This window comes from Bradyrhizobium sp. LLZ17, from assembly GCF_041200145.1.
In the GTDB taxonomy this organism is placed as follows: Bacteria; Pseudomonadota; Alphaproteobacteria; order Rhizobiales; family Xanthobacteraceae; genus Bradyrhizobium.
This window is the reverse complement of record NZ_CP165734.1, coordinates 6,042,135-6,063,202: the sequence shown is the minus strand read 5'-3', so window position 1 is coordinate 6,063,202 and position 21,068 is coordinate 6,042,135. Positions and strand designations below refer to the sequence as shown.

Below are 21,068 nucleotides of genomic sequence, written 5' to 3'. Positions count from 1 at the left end.
GCACAAACAAGAACGGCGGGCCCTGGCCCGCCGCTTTTGTCTGGATTGGTGATGCCCGGACTCTCGTCCGGGCATGACACCTGAATCAGTTATCGAGGAACGACCGCAGCTTCCTTGACCTTGACGGATGCTTCAGCTTGCGCAGCGCTTTCGCTTCGATCTGGCGGATGCGTTCGCGCGTCACGCTGAACTGCTGGCCGACTTCTTCCAGCGTGTGGTCGGTATTCATGCCGATGCCGAAGCGCATGCGCAGCACGCGCTCTTCGCGTGGGGTGAGCGAGGCGAGCACGCGCGTGGTGGTCTCGCGCAGGTTTGACTGGATCGCGGCGTCGATCGGCAGGATCGCGTTCTTGTCCTCGATGAAATCGCCGAGGTGTGAATCCTCTTCGTCACCGACGGGCGTCTCCAGCGACAGCGGCTCCTTGGCGATCTTGAGGACCTTGCGGACCTTCTCCAAGGGCATGCCGAGCTTCTCGGCGAGCTCTTCCGGGGTCGGCTCGCGGCCGATCTCGTTGAGCATCTGGCGCGAGGTGCGCACGATCTTGTTGATCGTCTCGATCATGTGCACGGGGATGCGGATGGTGCGCGCCTGGTCGGCGATCGAGCGGGTGATCGCCTGCCGGATCCACCATGTGGCGTAGGTCGAGAACTTGTAGCCGCGGCGGTACTCGAATTTGTCCACCGCCTTCATCAGGCCGATGTTGCCTTCCTGGATCAGGTCGAGGAACTGCAGGCCGCGGTTGGTGTATTTCTTGGCGATCGAGATCACGAGACGGAGGTTGGCTTCCACCATCTCCTTCTTGGCCTGGCGGGCTTCGCGTTCGCCCTTCTGCACGGAGTGCACGATCTTGCGGAACTCGATGATCTCCAAGCCCGTGAGCGCTGCGAGCTGGTGCACCTCGTGGCGGAGGTCCTTGATGCGGTCCTTCTCGTGATGGACGAAATTCTTCCAGCCCTTGGCCGAAAGCTTCGAGACACGGTTGAGCCAGCGCGGATCGAGCTCCGAGCCGGTGTAGTTGCGCAGGAAGTCCTCGCGCGCGACGCCGTGGCTGTCGGCAAGGCGCATCAGGCGGCCCTCATGCGACACGAGGCGCTTGTTGATGTCGTAGAGCTGCTCGACGAGTGAATCGATGCGGGCCTGGTTCAGGCGCAGCGACTTCACCTCGACGATGATCTCGTCCTTCAGCTTGCGATATTTGCGCTCCTGGTGCGGCGAGAGCGAGGGCCCATGCGAGGTGCTCTCGAGCTGGTTCTGGATGTCCTGTTCCTGAAGCTTGCGCAGCTTCTTGTAGCTGTCGGCGATCTTGTCGAAGATCTCGACGACCTTCGGCTTGAGCTCGGCCTCGATCGCCGCAAGCGACATCTGGTTCTCGAACTCGTCGTCTTCGTCCATGTCGGCTTCGGCGGCGGATTCCGCAGGATCCTTCAGCGCTTCGCCGGTCGTTGCGCCGGCAGGCGCGGCACGGAACGGAGTTGGCGCCGGCGGCGCGGCCGGAGGCGCCACATGCGCAGGTGCGCCCGCTACCGCAGCAGCCTGGCCGCCTTCGGCCGGCGCTTCGCCGTTCTCGCCGGCGGGACCGCCGATCATCGCGGTGTTCATGCCGGCCTTGGCATCGGGGCCGGCATAGGTCGCTTCGAGATCGATGATGTCGCGAAGGAAGATCTTTCCTTCGTTCAATTCGTCACGCCAGATGATGATGGCCTGGAACGTCAGCGGGCTTTCGCAGAGGCCCGCGATCATCGCCTCGCGGCCGGCCTCGATGCGCTTGGCGATGGCGATTTCGCCTTCGCGGGACAACAGCTCGACCGTGCCCATCTCGCGCAGATACATGCGTACGGGATCGTCGGTGCGCTCGCCCGGCTCGCTCTTCTTGACTTCGGTGACGGCCTTCTGCGTGACCTCGACGAGCTCGTTGTCGGTCTCGTCCTCGCCACCCTCGTCCTTGTCCTCCTCGCCTTCGCTATCGTCGGCTTCGGTGACGTTGATGCCCATGTCCGAGAGCATGGACATGATGTCCTCGATCTGCTCGGGCGAGGTCTGATCGGACGGCAGAACTTCGTTGAGCTGATCGAAGGTCACGAAGCCGCGCTTCTTGGCCTGCTTGATCATCTTCTTGACTGCCGCGTCGGACAGATCGAGCAACGGCGACGGCGCGTCCTGGGAGTCCTTCTCCGGCGCGTCCGCTGCCTTGTCGTCTTTTTCCTTGTCTTTCGCCTGCAGCGTCTTTGCCTTGGTGGCCATCCATTGCTCCTAAACGCGCTTCATGCAGAAGGCTCAAAGGCCTGCCCGCGTGAAATCACTTGAACCTGTTGCTCGACGCTCTCGCTTCGTCAGATCGCGACACGGAAAGGGCGGCGCGAACCTCTGATCGCCACCCCCAACTTTCTCTCGCCGGATTTGCCTAACGCTTCGTGAGCACCTTTGTCGCAGCGGATGCAGGTGAAGTGCCAACAGCTATGCGCGGATTCATTCCTGACGCGTCTGTTCTGCCTGCGGCCGCCTGGGGGCCAAAGTGCTACAAGAGCGTTAAGCCTCGATTAACCCTGTTTTTGCCGCCAAACCTTGGATTTGGCGAGTCTTTTAGCGGTTCCGGCTCCAACCGTCCGCATGATTCTTTCATCACACGCTCTTCTGGAACCGGCCCGACAGCTCGCCAAAACCCTCGATCAGGGCCTCGGTGCCGTCGACTTCGCCTATCCGAGCCTTGACATCACGCAGCCACGCCAAATTGGCCTCGCTGGAATCCTCCCCCAAGGCCAGCTCGGCGTCTTTCAGCTCTCTAAGTAGTGAATGCCACTGCCGATGCAAGGCGACGAGCTGGTGCCAAGTGGAGAGAACGTCGTCCCGGGCCGCGCCTTCCTGGCCCCCCACACCGCCTGGGTCGTGATTCCATTCTCAACTCTTTGAAGAAGCTGAGAAAATCCACTCTTCTCGATGTCGCTTCGCATCTTTTCAGCCTGCTCGCCGGGATCCGGGCTGTGGTGATGGTCATTGGCGAAAGCCGCGATGATGCCGGCCCGCAGCTTGTGGGCCTCGGGATGGGCCAGCTCCAGGGCGGCCACCTCCTCGAGGTGCTCATGCAGCAGCCAGGGATGGTTGATCAGGATTTGCAGGATCAGGGCTTCCCGGCGGGAGATGGCACTGCGCTGCCCCCGCATGATCGGGCTCGCCGCCAGTTGGGCGCTCGCCGCCTGATAGGGGCCGGAGGGGAGCGGCGTGGGGCCCGGTGCGCCGCGGCGTCCCTGGCCGCCGAATCGATTCGCCTGCCCGGCGCCGCGAGGCTGGAATTGGCGGCCGGCGGGGCCGGAGCGGAAATTGCCCCGGCCGGCAAAGCCGCCGCGTCCGCCGTCCGGCGCAAAGGTGCGCTGGAGTCGCTCGGCGAGATCCTGGCGATAATAGCGCCGGACCACCTCGTCGCGGATGCCGTTCGACAGCTCCTTGATCCGCGCCTCCAGCGCGGCGCGGCGTTCGGGTGTAGCGAAATTGCCGCCTTCGAGCTCGCGCGACCAGATCATGTCGGCGAGCGGTCGCGCGGCTGCAATAACTTCCTCGATCGCACCACGACCGCCCGAGCGCACGAGATCGTCGGGGTCCTGCCCTTCCGGCAGCAATGCGAAGCGCAGGCTCTTTCCCGGTGCGAGGAACGGCAGTGCCAGGTCGGCGGCGCGATAAGCCGCTTTTTGACCTGCCTTGTCGCCGTCGAAGCAGAGGATCGGCTCGTCCGCCATCTTCCAGAGCAGCGCGAGCTGGTTTTCGGTCAGGGCAGTCCCGAGCGGCGCGACACTGCCCGGAAAGCCCGCGGTGACCATGGCGATGACATCGACATAGCCTTCGACCACGATCAGCGCGCTGCCGTCGTGGGTGGCTTTGCGCGCGGTCTGGTGGTTGTAGAGATTGTCGCCCTTGTGGAAGAGCGGCGTCTCCGGCGAGTTCAGGTATTTTGCCGCAACGTCCTTTTCCAGCGCGCGCCCGCCGAAGGCGATGACGCGGCCGCGCAAATCGGTGATCGGAAACATCACGCGATCGCGGAAGCGGTCATAGGGCACGGGGATGCCGTCGCCGGCAACGAGCAGACCGGTCTCGACCATGTCATCGACCGAGACGCCGAGCTTGCCGAGATGCTCCTTCAGAGCAAAGCGATCGGGCGGCGCGTAGCCGATACGGAACTGCAATTGCGTTGCCGGCGAGAGCGCGCGGTCGGCAAGATAGCCACGCGCTTTCGCGCCCACGCGCGACGCCAGGGTTTCCGCGAAAAACTTGGCCGCGAGATCCATGACGTCATGCAGCGACTTGCGCCGTTGCTCGTGCCGCGCCGCATCCGGCGCCACCGCCGGCAGCGGCAGGCCCGCCATGTTGGCGAGCCGCTCAACGGCTTCGGCGAACGGCAGGCCGTCGGTCTCCATCACGAAGCTGATGATGTCGCCGTGCTTGCCCGAGGAGAAGTCGTGGTAAAAACCCTTCTGGTCGTTGACGTAGAAGGAGGGCGTCTTCTCCTGCTGGAACGGCGACAGTCCCTTCCACTCGCGCCCAGCCTTCTTCAACTTGACGCGCTTGCCCACGACTTCGGAGACCGAAAGCCGGGCACGCAGCTCGTCGAGGAATTGGGGCGTAAAGCGCATGGGCTGTGTGTAGCGCGAACCGGAGTGAGTCGGGCGAAGGATCAGGGATATAGGTGCGGCCGGCCCTAAAGTTAGGTTTGTCTGGGTTATGCGGGTTATTCGACCTATGCACAGGGAGGAAAGTTTCTCGCGAAACGAAATCCCCACCCGGAGTTCCTAGACTACCCGCCCATGCAACAATCAGTTTCGAGCTTTCCCACCGGGACCGGAATCGTTGACACACAACGATTACGTTTGTATATACAGGCATACGATGAAGTCGCGGCTACGGCTTCAGACGTCATAGCAAACCTCATGCGCGGCAAAATGCGGTGTCATTTGGATACTTTGCCATGACGGAAGATTTGCAGTTGCTGTTCGCGGGCGTTCGCGACTTCGGATGGGATCCGAAGAAGCGCGCGACCAACTTGCGAACTCACGGAATCGACTTCGAGGACGCGCGCGGAATTCTCGAAAGCTATACCTTCATCCGTCGATCGGATCGCAATGACGAAGTCAGGTACCAAATCTTCGGTTACATCGACGGGCGGGAAGTCGCGGTCGCCTGTGCGATCCGGGGGACGGTCTGCCGGCTCATCTCGGTCCGGCGTGCGCGAGAAGACGAACGGCAGAAATACTACAATCGTTTCAAGGGACTCCCCGAGGAAAGGGAAGACTGACTGGGCTCGCGTCGACGCGTTGACGGATGAAGACATCGCCGAGGCTGTCGCCAACGATCCTGATGCGGTGCCGATCGACATCGACTGGTCGGACGCTGTGCTCGTGATGCCACCCAAGAAGAAGGCCATCTCCATCCGGCTCGACGAGGATGTGCTCGATTTCTTCAAGCGTGAGGGCGAGGGATATCAGCGGCGCATGAATGCGGTGCTGCGCTCCTACATGCAGCAGAAGTCGAAGCCGAAGAAGCGGGCTTGATCGGCTCGACGTTAGTTTGATCTCGCCCCTTTCCGTCATTCCGGGGCGATGCGACAGGCCGCGCGAAGAGCGGCCCGCAGCATCGAGCCCGGAATCCATTTCTCCTAGCATCCCGGCGGCGCGATGGATTCCGGGCGCGCGCCAACAGGCGCGCCGCGGAATGACGGGAAAAGCTTGAACCGCGCCCGGTTCCACGCTTCCATGGGCCATGTTCAGGACGTTTCGAGGCGGCCAGAGCGGGGGCTGGCGCGTGACCTCGGTTTCGCCGGTGACGGGCGAGCCCCTGCCCTTCATGCCGGCGCTGTCGGTGATCGACGGAAATGCCGTCTCATTACCATTGGTGCCCTCGCGCAACGCTTGGCGGCTGGTGGGGGCTCCGAGCACGTTGCGTTACACCGAGCGCGCAGAGAAGCAGCAACTCACCGCGTTGCAGGCCGGGCTCGGCCGGATCGAGGCCACTTGCGCGGCGCTGATCCCGATCCGCAAATCGCAGGCGTGGTGGGAGCTGACGCAGGAGGAGCGGCGCAAGATCTTTGAAGACAGATCGCACCACATCGCCAGCAGCCTGCGGTTCCTGCCCGCGATCGCGCGCCAGCTCTATCATTGTCGCGACCTCGGCGAGCCCTTCGATTTCCTCGCCTGGTTCGAATTCGCGCCCGCGCATGGCTCGCTGTTCGAGGAGTTGGTGGCGATGCTGCGGCAAACCGAAGAGTGGACCTATGTCGAGCGCGAGGTCGATGTGCGCGTGGTCAAGGAAGTGCTGTCCGCCTAGTGCTGCAGAAAGCGGCCGGATGCGATGCGCGGCAGATCGGTGACCGGCCAGTTGTAGATATAGGTCCAGGCCTTCTCGATCGTGCCGTCCGCGCGCGTCACGTCGACCAGCTTGCGCAGATATTCCGTCGGCTCCGGAAAGCCTTCGCCGCAGGCCTCGTACATATCGAGTTCGCGCAGCAGTTCGTCCCCCGCGCGCAGATGGAACAGCTCGCCATGGACGAGATCGGAGGGCGCGTCCGACAGCAGCAGTCCCGGATAGTGCTTGATGAGCACCAGCCTGCCACGGCAGGTCGCCTCTCCGAGGAAGTCCGCATGGCCCGCAAGCAGCCGCGCCATCGGATGGTCGAAGCCGCGCATCAGGGTGCCGTAGACGAAGAGACGATCGGAGGTCATGCGCGCTCTATAAACTCTCGACGCCGTCATTGCGAGGAGCTCTTGCGACGAAAGCAATCCAGACTGTCGCCGCGAAGGGAGTCTGGATTGCTTCGCTACGCTCGCAATGACGAACGCCACTCACCCCGCCGTCAGCACCTCCTCACTCACCACCTCGAACTTCTTCAACTCCATCCGGCCAAAGCTCGTCGACAGCGCGACATCGGCGGCGTCGCGGCCGGTGGCCATCAGGATGCGGCCCTTGCGGGGAATGTTGTGGCGGGCGTCGAAGGTGAACCATTTGCCTGAGAGCCAGACCTGAAACCATCCGGAAAAATCCATCGGAGACGGATCCGGCGGAATGCCGATGTCGCCCATATAGCCGGTACAATAGCGCGCGGGGATGCCCATGCAGCGGCAGAAGGTGAGGGCCAGATGCGCGAAGTCGCGGCAGACACCGGTCGTCTGCTCGTAGACATCATGCGCCGACTTCATATGATGGGCGTGCTGGTATCCGAACGTGACGTGCTTGTGCACGAACTCGGTGATCGCGCAGACGCGTTTCCAACCGGGTTCTGTCCTGGCGAACAGCGACCAGGCGATGTCGGTGAGCTTGTCGGTCTCGCAATAGCGGCTCGGCATCAGATAGAGCATCAGCTCGTTCGGCAGTTGCTCGATCGGGATCTGCTGCGCGCCCGGCATCACTTCGTCGGGCAGGCCGCTGTCGCGCACCAGCGCGCGGCCCTTCAACGTCACGCCGCCGGCCGGCGCGACGAGGCGGCCGCAGATGTTGCCGAAGGCGTCCTGATAAAAGCGGATGGGAACGTCGGGCTCCGCGACCACCGTCTCCTTGCCGATGATGTCGGCCTGCCGCGAGGGGTGGATGTTGAGCATGATCACCATCGGCGTCGGCTGCGCCGCCGCGTAGGTGATGTCGAAGCCGATCTTGATCTCCATCTACAAAACTTCTGCCTGCATCACCCGATCGTTGTCCTGGTCGTCCGACACCACCTTGATGGTCACTTCCATCCCGTCGAAGGCACCCGCAGGCCCGATATAGACGCCGTGCAGCGGGATCGCCTGCCGCGGATCGCGCGCCACCGCGACACGGATGAGGTCGCGTGTGCCGACGATGCCGTTGGTCGGATCGAACTCGATCCAGCCCGCGCTCGGCAAATAGACCTGCACCCAGGCATGGGTCGAGCCGCCGCCGACATGATGTCCCTCGACGTCCTCGGGCACGAAGATGTAGCCGGAGACAAATCGCGCGGCGATGCCGAGCTGGCGCAACGCCTCGATCATAAACAGCGCATAGTCCCGACAAGTTCCCGTGCCCGATTGCAATGTGTCGAGCGGGTGCTGGGTGCCGAGCTCATGACGCTTGCGATATTTGAACTGCTTGCGGATGCCATGCGTCATGCCGCTCAGGATCTTGAATGTTGGTGTCGGCGCGTCCTCGTCGAGAAAGCCGCGCGCCCATTCCCCGATATGGCCCTCGGCATCGGCATATTGCGGCGTGGTGTATTGCACAAGGTCGGGAAATTCCTCGTCGTCGTAGACGAACGGGTAGAAATAGGCGGGATCATCCGGCGTGAGCGCAAACTCCTCGACCGGATTGTGCTCGACGGTGACGTGCCAATCGAATGTCAACGTGTCCGCGCGTTCGTCGAAATTGGCGATCGCGACCGAGTTACCGAACACGTCGTGAATCCAGTGCAGCGACATCGGCACCGGCGAGATCTCGAGCCGGGAGTCGAGCACGCGCAGATCGTGCCCGTCGCGCGGACGGAGCATGATCCTGTGTTCGCCGAACGCCACGGGACGGTCGTAGCGATATTCGGTCTTGTGATGAATCGTCAGTAGCGGCATCGTCAGTCAATCATGGTGATTTTGGGCAGATCAATCTATAGCGATTCTGCCCAATTTGGGGGACGACTGCTTTTTCAATAGGCAATCAAGATGGCTTTAGACACAGCCGGCGCGATGGATCAACTCCTTGGCAAGGGCGACATTCCGCCAGTGCATGAGGTGAATGCAGGGGGAGTATCGCCTTTCCTGCTCACCGCGGACCACTACGGACGGGTGCTGCCGCATGCGCTCGGCGATCTCGGCGTTGCCGAGAGCGAGCTGACACGGCACATCGCCTGGGATATCGGCATTGCCGGTGTTGCCGAGCGGCTCGCCAAATTGCTCGATGCGCACCTGATCGCGCAGCGCTATTCGCGGCTCGTGATCGACTGCAACCGGCCGCCCGGCGCGCCAAGCTCGATTCCCGTGATGTCCGAAGCAACTGCAATCCCGGGCAATGAGGCAATCACCGAGGACGAGCGCAGGGCGCGGCGGCAGGAGATCTTCGAGCCCTACCATCACCGCATCAACGCAGTGATCGATGGCCGCGTGCACGACGAGCGGCCGACGGTGCTGGTGTCGCTGCACAGCTTTACGCCGGTCTATGCCGGCGTTGCGCGGCCCTGGGCACATCGGCGCGCTCTACAACCGCGACACGGTGCTGCCGCAGATGCTGCTGAAGCACTTGCGCAGCGAGGGCGATCTCGTCGTCGGTGACAACGAGCCCTATAGCGCGAGCGATCTGACCGACTATACCATTCCCGTGCATGCCGAGGCCCGCGGCCTCGTCAACACCGGCATCGAAATCCGCCAGGACTTGATCGCCGACCAATCCGGCGAGCAGCAATGGGCGGAGCGGCTGGCGCGGATTTTCGCGAAGATTGAGGTCGAGCTGCGGGCAGAGCGGTTCGTGTAGCGAGCCGCTCCCACCGACATAGCCTGCAGACGGGGTTTCTATTTCGCCCGGGTCAGCGCCAGCCAGATGCCGCCGCCGATCATGAAGCCACCAGAGACGCGCGACATCATCCGTGTACGGCGAGCCGAGAAAAATTTTCGCGCGCGCCCGGCGGCGGTGGCGTAGAGCGCATCGGTCATCGCGGCCGTCACCATGAAGGTGGCGCCCAACAGTGCGACCTGCGGGAAATGGTCGCGGTTCATGTCCATGAACTGCGGGATGAAGGCGCCGAAGAACACCAGCACCTTCGGGTTCGACAGCAGCACCAGAAAACCTTGCAGGAAGAAGCCGCCGCGCGGCGGCACCGGCGGCTCGTCGACCTTGACGCCTTCGATCGGCGCCCAGATCAGCCTGATCCCGAGCCAGATCAAATAGGCTGCGCCGGCAAACCGCACCCAGTCGAACCAGTAGCCCATGGTCGCCATCAGCGATGTCAGGCCGATCGCGACGACACCGATCACGATCGCGAGACCCGCCTGCGCACCGGCGACGTTGGTCAGCGCGGCACGCGTGCCATGGCGCAGGCCATTGGCGATGACGAGCGTCACGATCGGCCCGGGCAACAGCGCAAGTGCAACGCAGGCGGCGAGAAAGGCGAGATAGGCTTGCAGGGACATCATGGCGGAGACTCGCTGGGGGCGGTTCGGGTCATTAATGCATGGCGCAGGCGGGAACGGAAGCACCATCACCGTCCGTCGAGCGCAGCGCCGATCCACGTCTTCATCTCCTGGGTTCCGAGAAAGACGAGCGCCGCGCGCTGCACGGTGTTTGCTTCCACATTGCCTTGCGTCACCGCGACCAGCAGATTGCATCGCCGGGACACGGCGATGCCGATTGCGGCGTGGCGGGCGCCGTCGGGCATGTCGAGATCATAGCGCCTGGCACGACCGCGCAGATCTCCGATGTCCACTTCCTTGCCGGGCGCAATCGCGGCAAAACGCCGGCTGATCAGATCGAGATCGGTCACGCGATCGACCTCGTCGTCATCGGCGACACCGCGGTCGCAATTGCAGAACCCGAGCTTTGCGCGGACGTAGAGTTCGGCACCTTCGCAAGCGCCATCACAGCGGAACGCTCGGCCGGCGGGCCAGCCGTCACGCGGGAAGGCCCAGGCAATCTCGCGCCAATGCTCAGCTCTTCAGCCGGTGACGGCGCGAGTTGACACGCCCACACGGCCGACACGCCGAGCGCGATGAGCCCTGCCGCTATTGCCGCCGCGCCCCGCATGACGATCAGCTCCTCGGCAGGCCGGCAACGGCCCGCGCCGCGCCGGTGAGCTCGAGGATGTGCAGCCCCGTGTTGGCGCGATCGACGATGTAGATGTAGCCGCGATCATCGGTCTCGACATTGTTGGTCTGGATCGCAACCTTGCAGCGCTCGCCGCCTTCGATCGGAATGCAGCGCTTGTCGGTCGCGCTCGTGATCGCGGGAATGAAATAGCCGACTTCCTTGGGGTGATAGGGATCGCGGATGTCGAGCGCGCGCACGCCGGCATTGAAGAAGGCGATGAAGGCCATCTTCTTGTAGTAGACCGGCGCCATGCTTTCGTTCGACGAATGCGAGCCGAAGCGGCCGCCGCGCTGGCAGAACTGGCCGCTCGCCTCCGGCACGGTGTAGCTCGAGATCATCATCGGCCGCGCCTCGGTGGTGACGTCGGCGAACCACACCATCTGCCGCGCCTCGCCGCATTCGTTCAAAATCGCCTCATCCACGATCATGACGATGTCGCGGGTCTTGCCATCCTTGTCCTCGGCGAATTCCGCGATGGGCATGTCGAGCATCGGGAACGTGGTATGGGCGCCGTTGAACGCGGACATCGGCAGCCGCGAGATCTCGGGATAGCGCAAATTATCCGGCGTCGGTTCCTTGCCGCCGCTCAAGAGCTTCTCGCGATCGACGATCTGCAGGATGCCGCCTTTGTTGGTGCCGTAGCCGAAGTAGACGCGGTTGCCGGTGGGACCGGTCGAGATCGGCCCGTGCAGCTCGGTCGGCACCGGGCCGGTCGAACCGGGCTCCTGACCGGGCAAGCCGAAATCCCTGATCTTCTGCGGATGTGCGGGGTCGCTGAGATCATAGACCTGCGTCATCCGCCGCGTGCGCCAGTCCGGCGCGCCCGAAACGAGATAGGCGATGCCGGTGTCGCACTCCCACCAACTCTTGTGCGTGTCCTTCAAGCCGCCGATGCGGGTGATGAGCACGGGGCTGGCGGGATTGGCGACGTTCCAGATCTCATGCGCCTCGCTGCCGAAGGTGCGCAGCATGTAGACGGCATTGGGATCGCCCTTCGGCAACGACTTGCCGTCGCACACCCGCACCATCTGCGCGCCACCCGATTCATACTTGCCTTCCTGCCCAGGAAGGTGCCGCAGATATTTCGGATGTGCGGGGTCGGTGACATCGAGGATCGAGGTTCCGTTCGGCTCGGCCTGCCCCGTCATCGGATTGACCGGCGCGGGCACGTCCTCGGTGCCACCGTGATGGCCGATATAGGCGATCCAGCGATCGCCCTGATGATGGATGGTCGGCTGATAGGCGCTGCGCGCCTGGAGGTCGTTGGTGCCGACCAGCTTCATGTTGGAAGCCTCAGGCGGCGCTCCGACCATCTGCTTTTGGGCGTGGACGTTGGCGCTGCTGGCGAAAAGGATAAGGCAAGCAGCAAGTCGAACACGGCTGATCATCGACCCTCCCGGAACCAATCTGCGTTGGCTGAACCATGATGCTAGCACAGCCGCTCGCGTGCGCCAAAAACACGATCTCTTGCCGGGAATGACACCGCTTGACATGCAACCATTTGGTTGCTTATGATGGCCCGCATGGATGAGGTCTTCAAGGCGCTCGCGGATGCATCACGACGGTCGCTGCTGGACAGGCTTCACGCCAGGAACGGCCAGACGCTCAACGAACTCTGCGAGGGCCTGGAGATGACGCGACAGGCGGTCACAAAACACCTTGTCATTCTCGAAGAGGCCAATCTGGTCACGACCCTCAGGCATGGCCGCGAGAAGCTGCATTACCTCAACCCGGTGCCGATCCATCAGATCGGCGAACGCTGGATCAGGAAATTCGAGCGCGGCAAGCTCGCCGCGCTCAGCGAATTGAAACGTCAGTTGGAGAAGCGCGATGAGTAAACCGCAATTCGTTTATGTGAGCTAGATCGAGACCACGCCGGAGAAGCTGTGGGAGGCGCTGACGTCGAGCGAATTCACCAGGCAATACTGGTTCGGCGCAGAGGTCAGGTCGGACTGGAAGGTCGGTTCGCCCTTCGCGCTGCTGATGGATGGCGAAACCACCGATTCGGGCGAGATCCTGGAGGCCGATCCGCCACGGCGGCTGTCCTACAGCTTCAAGCACCAGAAATTTGAAGAGCTTCGCAGTGAGCCGATCTCGCGCGTCGTGTTTACGCTCGAACCGTTCGGTTCGCTGACGCGGCTGACGGTGTTGCATGACGGCTTCGTCGAAGGCGGAAAATATCTCGGTGCGGTCTCCAATGGCTGGCCCGCGATCCTGTCCGGATTGAAGAGCCTGCTGGAGAGAGGCCAAACGCTCGCCATTCCGCGCGCAGCGCTCAACAAGGGATTTGATGCGCGATGAACCTCGATCAGTTCAAGCCGCTGACGGTCTACACCATCTACATCGCTTCCACGCCGGACAAGGTGTGGGAGGCGCTGACCTCGGCCGAGTTCAGCCGCAAATATTTTTCCGGCTTTGCGGTGGAGATGCAGCCAAAGCTCGGCGGCACGTTCATCGTGCGCGCGCCGGACGGCGCGTTGCACATCTCCGGCGAAGTGTTGGAGTACGACCCGCCGAAAAAACTGACCGTGACATGGAATGTCGACTGGCCCGACCTCGTCGCCAAGCTCGGGACCACGCTCGTGACCTATGAGATCGACCCCGCGGGCGAGGCCGTCCGCCTCACCATGAGCGAACGCCACGACCGTCCGCTCAGCGACGACATCCTCTCCGGCGGCCGCACCGGCTGGCCCGCGATCCTGTCTGGGCTGAAGAGTTTGCTGGAAACCGGCAAGGCGCCGCAGATCACGATGGCGCCGCCGGCGCAGATGCTCGCGGCGTTGAAGGCGATGGGGGTCAAGGTGCCGTAGTTCTTGGCCGCGGTGGTAGTTTAGCGATGATGTTAGCGCGCGCGTGGGGAGGTTGCACGCGTGAAGCGAAGCCGGCACCAGAGCGAGCGGTCTAACAATACCGCGAGGCGCGAATTCTCGCGAGAGATCCCGAAGGTCTCGCGCACCCAACCAAATTCGTCCCTAACGGCGCACTGTCGCGAAGAACCTTCTCACATCCCGCACGAACAATTCCGGCTGCTCGAATGCGGCGAAGTGCCCGCCCTTTTCGATCTCGCTCCAATGCGTGATGTTGGGGAAGTTCGGCTCCATCCAGCGGCGTACCGGCGTGATGATCTCTTTGGGGAACACGGCGACACCGGTCGGCACCTTCACCACCGGGGTCGTGCGGCGCTTGCCAAAGCTCTCCCAATAGAGCCGCGCCGACGAAGTTGCCGTCTCGGTCACCCAGTAAAGCATGACATTGTCGAGCAGTTCGTCCTTGCCAAGGATGTTCTCGGGATGGCCGTCGCAATCGGTCCAGGCCCAGAACTTTTCCAGGATCCAGGCCGCCTGTCCGCTCGGCGAGTCCGTCAGTGCATAGCCGAGCGTCTGCGGACGCGTCGACTGCTGCTTGGAATAGCCGGAGTCGACATCGACATAGTGCTTGAGGCCGGCGAGTGCACGCTTCTCTTCCGCGGTGGGCGCGCCCTCGACCTTCGGCGCTGCATTGAAGGCGAGCGTAATGTGGATGCCGGCGCAATGCTCACGGTCCTGCATGCCAAGCGAGGTCGTCACCGCCGAGCCCCAATCGCCGCCTTGCGCGCCATAGCGCGCATAGCCCAGCCGATCCATCAGCCTCGCCCAGGCCGCGGCGATGCGATCGACGCCCCAGCCGGTGGTCTCGGGTTTGGAGGAGAAGCCGAAGCCCGGCAATGAGGGGCAGATGACGTGAAAGGCATCCGCGGGATCGCCGCCATGCGCGGCCGGATCGACCAGCGGGGCGATCACCTTCTGGAATTCGACGATCGAGCCGGGCCAGCCATGGGTGATGATGAGCGGCAGCGCGGACGGTTCTTTCGACCGGACGTGCAGGAAGTGGATGTCGAGCCCGTCGATCTCGGTCGTGAACTGCTCAAAGCGGTTGAGCTTGGCCTCACGCGCCCGCCAATCGTACTCGTTCGCCCAGTAGCCGCAGATCTCCTGGATCCACTTCAGCGGCGCGCCCTGGCTCCAGTCGTCGACCAGCTCCGCCTCCGGCCAGCGCGTACGCGCGAGACGCGACTTGAGGTCTATGAGGACGTCGTCGCTGACGGCGATGCGAAACGGTTTTATGGCGCCGGTCATCATTGCCTCCCGATTTTTCTGTCGGGAGAAACTAGACCGGATTGCAGCAGCAACAAAGGTGCGCCTTTTCCCCTTGTGGGAGAAGGTGGCGCGAAGCGCCGGATGAGGGGTCGCTTCCGCGAGTCGAAATGCGAGAGGGGCACTCGCGGAGAGACCCCCTCACCCGCCTCGCTTCGCGAGGCACCCTCTCCCACAAGGGGAGAGGGAAAGAGCTAACCCGTCAGCGCAGCCTTCACCAACCCACTGGCTTTGCCAAAATCCATTTGCCCGGCGTATTTCGCCTTCAACGCCGCGATCACCTTGCCCATGTCCTTCATACCGGCGGCGCCGGTTTCGGCAATGATCTCGGAAATCGCCTTCTTCACGTCATCGTCCGACATCTGCTTCGGCAAATACGCGGAGATCACCGCGATCTCCTCGCGCTCCTGCGCGGCGAGCTCGGCGCGACCGCCCTTGTCGTAGAGCTCGACCGATTCCTCGGCGCTGCTTGATCATCTTCTGGAGCACGGCCAGCAGGTCGGCATCGCTGAGCGGGGGCTTGCCGTTCCCGCGCGCCTCGATGTCGGCGTTCTTGATGGTCGAGTTGACCATGCGCAGCGTGGAGAGCTTGCGCTCCTCCTTGGCCTTCATGGCCTCCTTAACCGCATTGTTGATGTCGTCGCGCAACATGGCCGTGATCCTCTCAATCCATTCCGCCTGATCTAAGCCGTTTGCGGCAAAGAGGCCATACCGGCCCTGTCGGGCCGCGGTTCATTGTTTCCGATCCGGGCGCCGAAACTGCGCGAAAATTACCTATTCCAGCTTTAACTGCCTGAGGAGGCCGTCAAATATGCAAAAACGCATGTGAATCCGCCCGTCTCCGCTTTGACGGCGGCGCCCGCCGGGACTATGAACCGGGCTCATGACACAACATGACAACGATCTCGCCTGGCCGGACCACAAACCGACCGCGCTCCTCGTGCTCGCCGATGGCACGGTGCTCGAAGGCTTCGGTCTCGGCGCCGAAGGCCATGCCGTCGGTGAAGTCTGCTTCAACACCGCGATGACCGGCTACGAGGAGATTTTGACCGATCCCTCCTATGCAGGGCAGCTGATCACCTTCACCTTCCCGCATATCGGCAATGTCGGCACCAACGAGGAAGACATCGAGACGGTGAACATGGCCGCGACGCCCGGCGCGCGCGGCGTGATCCTGCGCACCGCCATCACCGATCCTTCGAACTATCGCGCGACCAAGCATCTCGACGCCTGGCTCAAGGCGCGCGGCATCATCGGCCTCTCCGGCATCGACACCCGTGCGCTGACCGCGCTGATCCGCTCCAAGGGCATGCCCAACGCCGTGATCGCGCACGCCAAAGACGGCGAGTTCGACCTGCATGGCCTCAAGGAAGAAGCGCGCGAGTGGCCGGGCCTCGAGGGCATGGACCTGGTGCCGATGGTCACCTCCGGCCAGCGCTTCACCTGGGACGAAACTCCCTGGCTGTGGGACAAGGGTTTCAGCCGGCAGGACAAGCCAGAGTTCAACGTGGTCGCGATCGACTACGGCATCAAGCGCAACATCCTGCGCCTGCTGGCCGGCGTCGGCTGCCGGGTGACAGTGGTGCCGGCAACGACCTCGGCCGAGGACATTCTGGCGATGAAGCCGGACGGTGTGTTCCTGTCCAACGGTCCGGGCGATCCGGCCGCGACCGGCAAGTATGCGGTGCCGGTGATCCAGAACGTGATCAAGTCGGGCACGCCGATGTTCGGCATTTGCCTCGGTCACCAGATGCTCGGCCTCGCCGTCGGCGCCAAGACCATGAAGATGCATCAGGGCCATCACGGCGCCAACCATCCCGTGAAGGATGAGACAACCGGCAAGGTCGAGATCACCTCGATGAACCACGGCTTTGCCGTGGACGAGAAGACGCTGCCGAAGGGCGCAACGCAGACCCACATCTCGCTGTTCGACGGCTCCAATTGCGGCATCCAGCTCGACGGCAGGCCGGTGTTCTCGGTGCAGTATCATCCTGAGGCATCGCCCGGCCCGCGCGACTCCCATTATCTCTTCCAGCGATTTGCGGATTTGATGCGGCAGAAGAAGAGCGCGTGAGCGGCTCTCTTTCTGAACCGCCTTCACGATATCAAGCCCGGGCCTGGTCCCGGGCTTTTTTGTCTTCCGCGCTGCGCGTCGCCTCGGACTGAGGAGGGAACGTCGTCTCACGACGCTCGTTGATTCCTGCCACTCTGCCGCAGGAGCCCATCATGTCCATCGTCCGCGACAATGCCGAGCCGCTCGCCATCGTGTTCGAGGATGACGGGCTCGTGCCGAACAACATGCTCCCCTTCCTCGTTTATCAGGGCGCAGTGAAGCTCGACGCCAAGCATCCGGAAGAGACCATCGAAAGCCTGTTCAGCGCCAATGGCTGGGGCGGCACGTGGCGCAACGGCATTTTCGATTATCTGCACTATCACGCGACGGTGCACGAAGTTCTCGGCGTCGCGCGTGGCAGCGCCCGCGTGCGCTTCGGCGGCGACAACGGCCAGGAGCTGGAGATCAAGGCCGGCGACGTCGCCATCCTTCCCGCCGGCACCGGACATCAATGCATCAAGGCGAGCGAGGATTTTTGCGTGATCGGCGCCTATCCGCCGGGCGCGAAGATGGAGGTCACGCGGCCGACGCCGGAGAACCATGCCAAGGCGCTGAAGACGATTCCCAAGGTCACGCTGCCGCCGGCCGATCCGGTGACGGGCAAGGATGGGCCGATGATGCGGTTGTGGCGCCAACCATAAGGGCGGTGCCGTAGGATGGGCAAAGGCGAGCGTGCCCACCAATCGACCTGTGCGGATAGATGGTGGGCACGGCGCGCGAAGAGCGCGCCTTTGCTCACCCTATGCAGCGTGCCTTACGACTCGTTGGCGCCTTCCTGGCGGGTGGCTTCGAACAGGAACCAGGTGCGGCGCTCGGTCTCGTCGATGAAGGTTTCAAGAATGCTGGCGCTGGCGACGTCGTCGGCATCGTCGCAGACCTCGTGCGCTTTGCGCATCGCCGCGGCGACATGCTTGTTGTCCTGCATCAGCTCGCGCAGCATCTCGCGCGGCGGGACGTAGTCCTCGTTGTTGTCCTTGATGGTCTGGAGCTTGGCGACCTGGCCGATCGACCTCAGCGTGGTGCCGCCGATCTTGCGGACGCGCTCGGCGAGCTGGTCGGTGGTGGCAAAAATCTGATCCGATTGCTGATCGAGCAGCAGATGATAATCGCGGAAATGCCGACCGCTGATGTGCCAGTGGAAGTTCTTGGTCTTCAGGTACAGCGCGAACGCGTCGGCCAGAAGCACGTTAAGCGCCTCGGAAACCTTTTTGACCGCCTGGGGCGGCAGATCGGTGGGAGTATCGAGATCGGAGGAGACCTTATTGGGGGCTTTGCTCACGGGGGACCTTCCTGTTAGGACGCGGACATTGACGGCGCGCCGTCGCAGCCCTAACGCAAGCGGGCGGCGCCGGTTCCTTCGCCGGAACCGCTAGGCCGGGGCCCTCGGACATCATGGACGATTGGATCGATTACTACGACTCGACGCATACGATCTATGTGAGCAAGCTGCATCGCGATTTGCACTTCCAGATCATCGCGCGGGACATCATCGGCTACATCACCTCGCCCGAGGCGACCGTGCTGGACTATGCCTGCGGCGAGGCGCTGTCGGCTGGCCAGGTGGCAGCGGCCTGCGGCAAGCTGATCCTGGCCGAGCCCGCGCCCGGCGTGCGCGGCCGGCTGATCGCGCGATTTGCCCCCAATACAAACATCCGCGTCCGCTCGCTCGATGACGTTCGCACGATGCACGACCAGTCCATCGACCTCGTCATCATGAACTCGGTCGCGCAATACATGACGGCGGACGAACTCGATGCCGCGCTCCGGAACATCCGGCGCTTGTTGACGCCGTCCGGCAAGTTGGTGCTCGGCGACATCCTCCAGCCCAGCGTCGGCATGGGCCGCGACGTGGCGGCGCTGCTCAGCTTCGGCCTGCGTCACGGCTTCTTGAAGGATGCCTTGGTCGGGCTGATCAGCACCGCGCTGTCGGACTACCGCCATTTGCGCTCGCGCATCGGGCTTCAACGCTACAGCGAGGATGAAATCACCGCCAAGCTGAAGGCGGCGGGCTTCGCGGCGCAACGCGCCAACACCAATATCGGCCACAACCCCTGGCGCATGACCTTCATCGCGAGGCCGTCGCTGGTCCGTTAAGCTTAACGACTGGCTGAGGTGGCTTGTCGCACCCCCAATCGGTAATGCTCTCCGCGGCCCGGTGGCGGAAGTGTCCACGCGAGAGCAGTGCATCGCTCTTTATCCTGGTTCAAGTCCAGGCCGGGTCTCCAGCCTTCGCTGGCTCCGCGAGCTTCGGCTGGGCGAGCCGTATCGTAGCGAAGGCTGCCTCGACGAAGCCCCAAGGGTGCAGTCGGGCGCTATTCGGCGAGCCCTACTCTGCCTCAACCACATCGCACTCGGATAGAAGCTGAAGCCGGTCGGCATCCCTGTTCGCTGAGTTGATGACGGCATCGAGCAGACCAGGAAAGCGCGCGTCCAGATCCTCGCGGCGGAGCCGCATCAGGCGGCTGGTGCCGACGACGCGGGTCTGCATCAGCCCGCATTCGCGCAGCTTGGCGAAGTGGTAGGCGAGGTTGGACTTGCCGCTGAGCGCGTTGAAGTCGCCGCAGCGCAATTCGATGCTGACACGTTCCTGCTGGGCGAGCCGGTACACGATCGCCAGGCGGATCGGATCGCTCAGGCAATCCAGAACCATCGGCAGTTCGATCTGCTCACGGGTGGGGTGGGGGAGGCGTTCGGCTCATACCGCGATTATAAGAGTGTGCCCCGCATGTTCAATAGTTCTTGAACCAGTTGACTTCGGAAGCTTGCCACCCAATAGTTCAATAATCATTGAACATAGGAATGGCGGATCATGAGCGTGTTCTGGCTGGCGGTGGCCGCATTTGCGATCGGAACGGAAGCCTTTGTCATTGCCGGCATGTTGCCGACGATCGCGGCGGACCTGCAGATTTCGGTTCCCACTGCCGGGCAGCTGGTCAGCGTCTACGCGCTCACCTATGCCGTGGGCTCGCCGGTCCTCGCGGTGACCCTCAACAACATCGACCGCCGCACCGTGCTGACACTCGCTCTGTCGACCTTCATCGCCGGCAATCTGCTGGCGGTCATGGCGTCCGGATTTGCACTGCTGCTGGCGTCGCGGATGTTGATGGCACTCGGGGCAGGCCTGTGCATGCCAACGGCGCTCGGCGTCTCCGTGGCCGTCACCTCCCCTGAACGCCGGGGCCGCGCCGTGGCGCTGGTCACGTCCGGCCTCACGGTCGCGACCGTCGTCGGTGTTCCCTTCGGCAATTGGATCGGCAGCCTGTTCGGCTGGCGCGCGACCTTCGCCATGGTCGCGCTGCTCGGCGCAATCGCGCTGGCGGGGCTGCTGTTTGGGCTGCCCCGAGGCCTGCCCAAAAGCACGTCCTCGCTCGCCGAACGGCTCGCCGTGGCGCGTCACGGCAACGTCCTGATCGCGCTCCTCATCACGATTCTATGGGCACTCGGCGGTTTCACCATATTCACCTATTTCGCCGTCCCGCTGCACGCGTTGGGTTTCGACGCCGCGCAGATCAGCTTGGCGCTGCTGGTTTTCGGTGCGGCTGCCGCGATCGGAAATATGCTCGGCGGCGTGTTGGCCGACCGGCTCGGCGCGATCGTCACCGCGGCGCTCGGCCTGACCGGCATGGCCAGCGCGCTCTTCCTGCATTCGCTGGTGCTGAAATTCCTGCCGGGCCAGGCGCATTATGCGATCCTCGGCCCGATTTTCCTCCAGGGCCTCTCGGGCTGGGCGTTCTATCCGGCTCAGGTCGCCAGCATCATCCGGATCGACCCGCAGGCCTCGATGATCGCGCTCTCTCTCAACGCCTCCGCCATGTATCTCGGCTTTGCGATCGGAGGAGCCTTGGGCGGCGCCGTGCTTGCGGGCTGGAGCCCAGCCGATCTCGGCTGGGTCGGCGGACTGAGCGTGACGGCCTCGCTTCTGGTGCACCTCGCCCGTGGCTGGCAGGCGCGGCCGAAAGCGATCAAAATTGCCGGTTGATGGGCATTTTTCGGGGTTTCGCCGCCCCGGAAACTGGTCTAAGACCCACCCGCGCGCGAGGGAGACCAC

19 protein-coding genes and 4 pseudogenes are annotated in these 21,068 nt (G+C 63.3%); 11 read left to right on the top strand and 12 right to left on the bottom strand.

Annotation, left to right across the window (positions count from 1 at the left end; all coding sequences use genetic code 11):
* Positions 1-85 precede the first annotated feature (85 nt).
* Together rpoD and dnaG are read right to left on the bottom strand one after the other, a co-directional pair.
* Positions 86-2,242 (bottom strand): RNA polymerase sigma factor RpoD, encoded by a 2,157-nt coding sequence (rpoD, locus tag AB8Z38_RS29145; protein WP_369721112.1) that lies wholly within the window; start codon positions 2,240-2,242, stop codon positions 86-88.
* 378 nt (positions 2,243-2,620) lie between these two features.
* Positions 2,621-4,620, bottom strand: a pseudogene (dnaG, locus tag AB8Z38_RS29140) (DNA primase).
* A gap of 332 nt (positions 4,621-4,952) precedes the next feature.
* Here dnaG and AB8Z38_RS29135 point away from each other — a divergent pair.
* From AB8Z38_RS29135 to AB8Z38_RS29125, 3 genes are all read left to right on the top strand, one after another.
* Positions 4,953-5,279 (top strand): BrnT family toxin, encoded by a 327-nt coding sequence (locus AB8Z38_RS29135; protein WP_369721111.1) that lies wholly within the window; start codon positions 4,953-4,955, stop codon positions 5,277-5,279.
* A gap of 19 nt (positions 5,280-5,298) precedes the next feature.
* Positions 5,299-5,535 carry a BrnA antitoxin family protein gene (locus AB8Z38_RS29130; protein ID WP_369721110.1) on the top strand — a complete coding sequence of 79 codons (237 nt, stop codon included), beginning with the start codon at positions 5,299-5,301 and terminating at the stop codon, positions 5,533-5,535.
* Between the two features lie 208 nt (positions 5,536-5,743).
* A complete protein-coding gene (locus AB8Z38_RS29125; RefSeq protein ID WP_369721109.1) occupies positions 5,744-6,307 on the top strand; it encodes a chlorite dismutase family protein in 564 nt (187 codons plus the stop codon).
* Here AB8Z38_RS29125 and AB8Z38_RS29120 read toward each other — a convergent pair.
* The 3 genes from AB8Z38_RS29120 to AB8Z38_RS29110 all read right to left on the bottom strand — a co-directional run bounded on the left by AB8Z38_RS29120 (position 6,304) and on the right by AB8Z38_RS29110 (position 8,550).
* Positions 6,304-6,702, bottom strand: coding sequence for a gamma-glutamylcyclotransferase (locus tag AB8Z38_RS29120; RefSeq protein ID WP_369721108.1), 399 nt, complete (start codon positions 6,700-6,702; stop codon positions 6,304-6,306). The genes AB8Z38_RS29125 and AB8Z38_RS29120 overlap by 4 nt on opposite strands.
* A gap of 120 nt (positions 6,703-6,822) precedes the next feature.
* Positions 6,823-7,638, bottom strand: a complete 816-nt coding sequence (locus tag AB8Z38_RS29115; protein WP_369721107.1) for a transglutaminase family protein — start codon at positions 7,636-7,638, stop codon at positions 6,823-6,825.
* A complete protein-coding gene (locus AB8Z38_RS29110; RefSeq protein WP_369721106.1) occupies positions 7,639-8,550 on the bottom strand; it encodes a transglutaminase N-terminal domain-containing protein in 912 nt (303 codons plus the stop codon). It abuts the gene before it with no gap.
* 90 nt (positions 8,551-8,640) lie between these two features.
* On the opposite strand from AB8Z38_RS29110, the pseudogene AB8Z38_RS29105 reads away from it, so the two are divergent.
* Positions 8,641-9,445 (top strand): annotated as a pseudogene (locus tag AB8Z38_RS29105) (N-formylglutamate amidohydrolase).
* A 38-nt stretch (positions 9,446-9,483) separates the two neighbouring features.
* Here AB8Z38_RS29105 and AB8Z38_RS29100 read toward each other — a convergent pair.
* The 3 genes from AB8Z38_RS29100 to AB8Z38_RS29090 all read right to left on the bottom strand — a co-directional run bounded on the left by AB8Z38_RS29100 (position 9,484) and on the right by AB8Z38_RS29090 (position 12,162).
* Positions 9,484-10,104: a LysE family translocator gene (locus AB8Z38_RS29100; protein WP_369721105.1), complete on the bottom strand. Its 621-nt coding sequence runs from the start codon at positions 10,102-10,104 to the stop codon at positions 9,484-9,486.
* Positions 10,105-10,169: 65 nt separating this feature from the next.
* A complete protein-coding gene (locus AB8Z38_RS29095; protein WP_369721104.1) occupies positions 10,170-10,451 on the bottom strand; it encodes a hypothetical protein in 282 nt (93 codons plus the stop codon).
* A 265-nt stretch (positions 10,452-10,716) separates the two neighbouring features.
* Positions 10,717-12,162, bottom strand: a complete 1,446-nt coding sequence (locus AB8Z38_RS29090; RefSeq protein WP_369721103.1) for an LVIVD repeat-containing protein — start codon at positions 12,160-12,162, stop codon at positions 10,717-10,719.
* 135 nt (positions 12,163-12,297) lie between these two features.
* Between AB8Z38_RS29090 and AB8Z38_RS29085 the strand changes: the two genes are divergently transcribed.
* The 3 genes from AB8Z38_RS29085 to AB8Z38_RS29075 are packed head-to-tail and all read left to right on the top strand — an operon-like array spanning position 12,298 to position 13,584.
* Positions 12,298-12,612 carry an ArsR/SmtB family transcription factor gene (locus AB8Z38_RS29085; RefSeq protein ID WP_369721102.1) on the top strand — a complete coding sequence of 105 codons (315 nt, stop codon included), beginning with the start codon at positions 12,298-12,300 and terminating at the stop codon, positions 12,610-12,612.
* Positions 12,613-12,637: 25 nt separating this feature from the next.
* A complete protein-coding gene (locus tag AB8Z38_RS29080; protein ID WP_369726634.1) occupies positions 12,638-13,075 on the top strand; it encodes an SRPBCC family protein in 438 nt (145 codons plus the stop codon).
* Positions 13,072-13,584: an SRPBCC family protein gene (locus AB8Z38_RS29075; protein WP_369721101.1), complete on the top strand. Its 513-nt coding sequence runs from the start codon at positions 13,072-13,074 to the stop codon at positions 13,582-13,584. Before AB8Z38_RS29080 ends, AB8Z38_RS29075 begins: the two co-directional genes overlap by 4 nt.
* Positions 13,585-13,746: 162 nt before the next feature.
* Here the strand turns inward: AB8Z38_RS29075 and AB8Z38_RS29070 are convergent, their stop codons facing one another.
* Positions 13,747-14,889 (bottom strand): epoxide hydrolase family protein, encoded by a 1,143-nt coding sequence (locus AB8Z38_RS29070; protein ID WP_369721100.1) that lies wholly within the window; start codon positions 14,887-14,889, stop codon positions 13,747-13,749.
* A gap of 212 nt (positions 14,890-15,101) precedes the next feature.
* Positions 15,102-15,558, bottom strand: a pseudogene (locus tag AB8Z38_RS29065) (GatB/YqeY domain-containing protein).
* 232 nt (positions 15,559-15,790) lie between these two features.
* Between AB8Z38_RS29065 and carA the strand changes: the two are divergent.
* Together carA and AB8Z38_RS29055 are read left to right on the top strand one after the other, a co-directional pair.
* A complete protein-coding gene (gene carA / locus AB8Z38_RS29060; protein WP_369721099.1) occupies positions 15,791-16,981 on the top strand; it encodes a glutamine-hydrolyzing carbamoyl-phosphate synthase small subunit in 1,191 nt (396 codons plus the stop codon).
* Between the two features lie 152 nt (positions 16,982-17,133).
* Entirely contained in the window at positions 17,134-17,661 is a 528-nt protein-coding gene (locus AB8Z38_RS29055) for a cupin domain-containing protein (protein WP_369721098.1), read from the top strand.
* A 113-nt stretch (positions 17,662-17,774) separates the two neighbouring features.
* Here AB8Z38_RS29055 and AB8Z38_RS29050 read toward each other — a convergent pair whose 3' ends face one another.
* Positions 17,775-18,299, bottom strand: a complete 525-nt coding sequence (locus tag AB8Z38_RS29050) for a Dps family protein (RefSeq protein ID WP_369721097.1) — start codon at positions 18,297-18,299, stop codon at positions 17,775-17,777.
* 113 nt (positions 18,300-18,412) lie between these two features.
* On the opposite strand from AB8Z38_RS29050, the gene AB8Z38_RS29045 reads away from it, so the two are divergent.
* The gene (locus AB8Z38_RS29045) at positions 18,413-19,114 is read left to right on the top strand and encodes a class I SAM-dependent methyltransferase (RefSeq protein WP_369721096.1); all 702 of its coding nucleotides are present in this window, start codon (positions 18,413-18,415) and stop codon (positions 19,112-19,114) included.
* A 232-nt stretch (positions 19,115-19,346) separates the two neighbouring features.
* Here AB8Z38_RS29045 and AB8Z38_RS29040 read toward each other — a convergent pair.
* A pseudogene (locus tag AB8Z38_RS29040) lies at positions 19,347-19,719 on the bottom strand (ArsR/SmtB family transcription factor).
* Positions 19,720-19,829: 110 nt separating this feature from the next.
* Here AB8Z38_RS29040 and AB8Z38_RS29035 point away from each other — a divergent pair.
* Positions 19,830-20,999: an MFS transporter gene (locus tag AB8Z38_RS29035; protein WP_369721095.1), complete on the top strand. Its 1,170-nt coding sequence runs from the start codon at positions 19,830-19,832 to the stop codon at positions 20,997-20,999.
* The last annotated feature ends 69 nt before the right edge of the window (positions 21,000-21,068 follow it).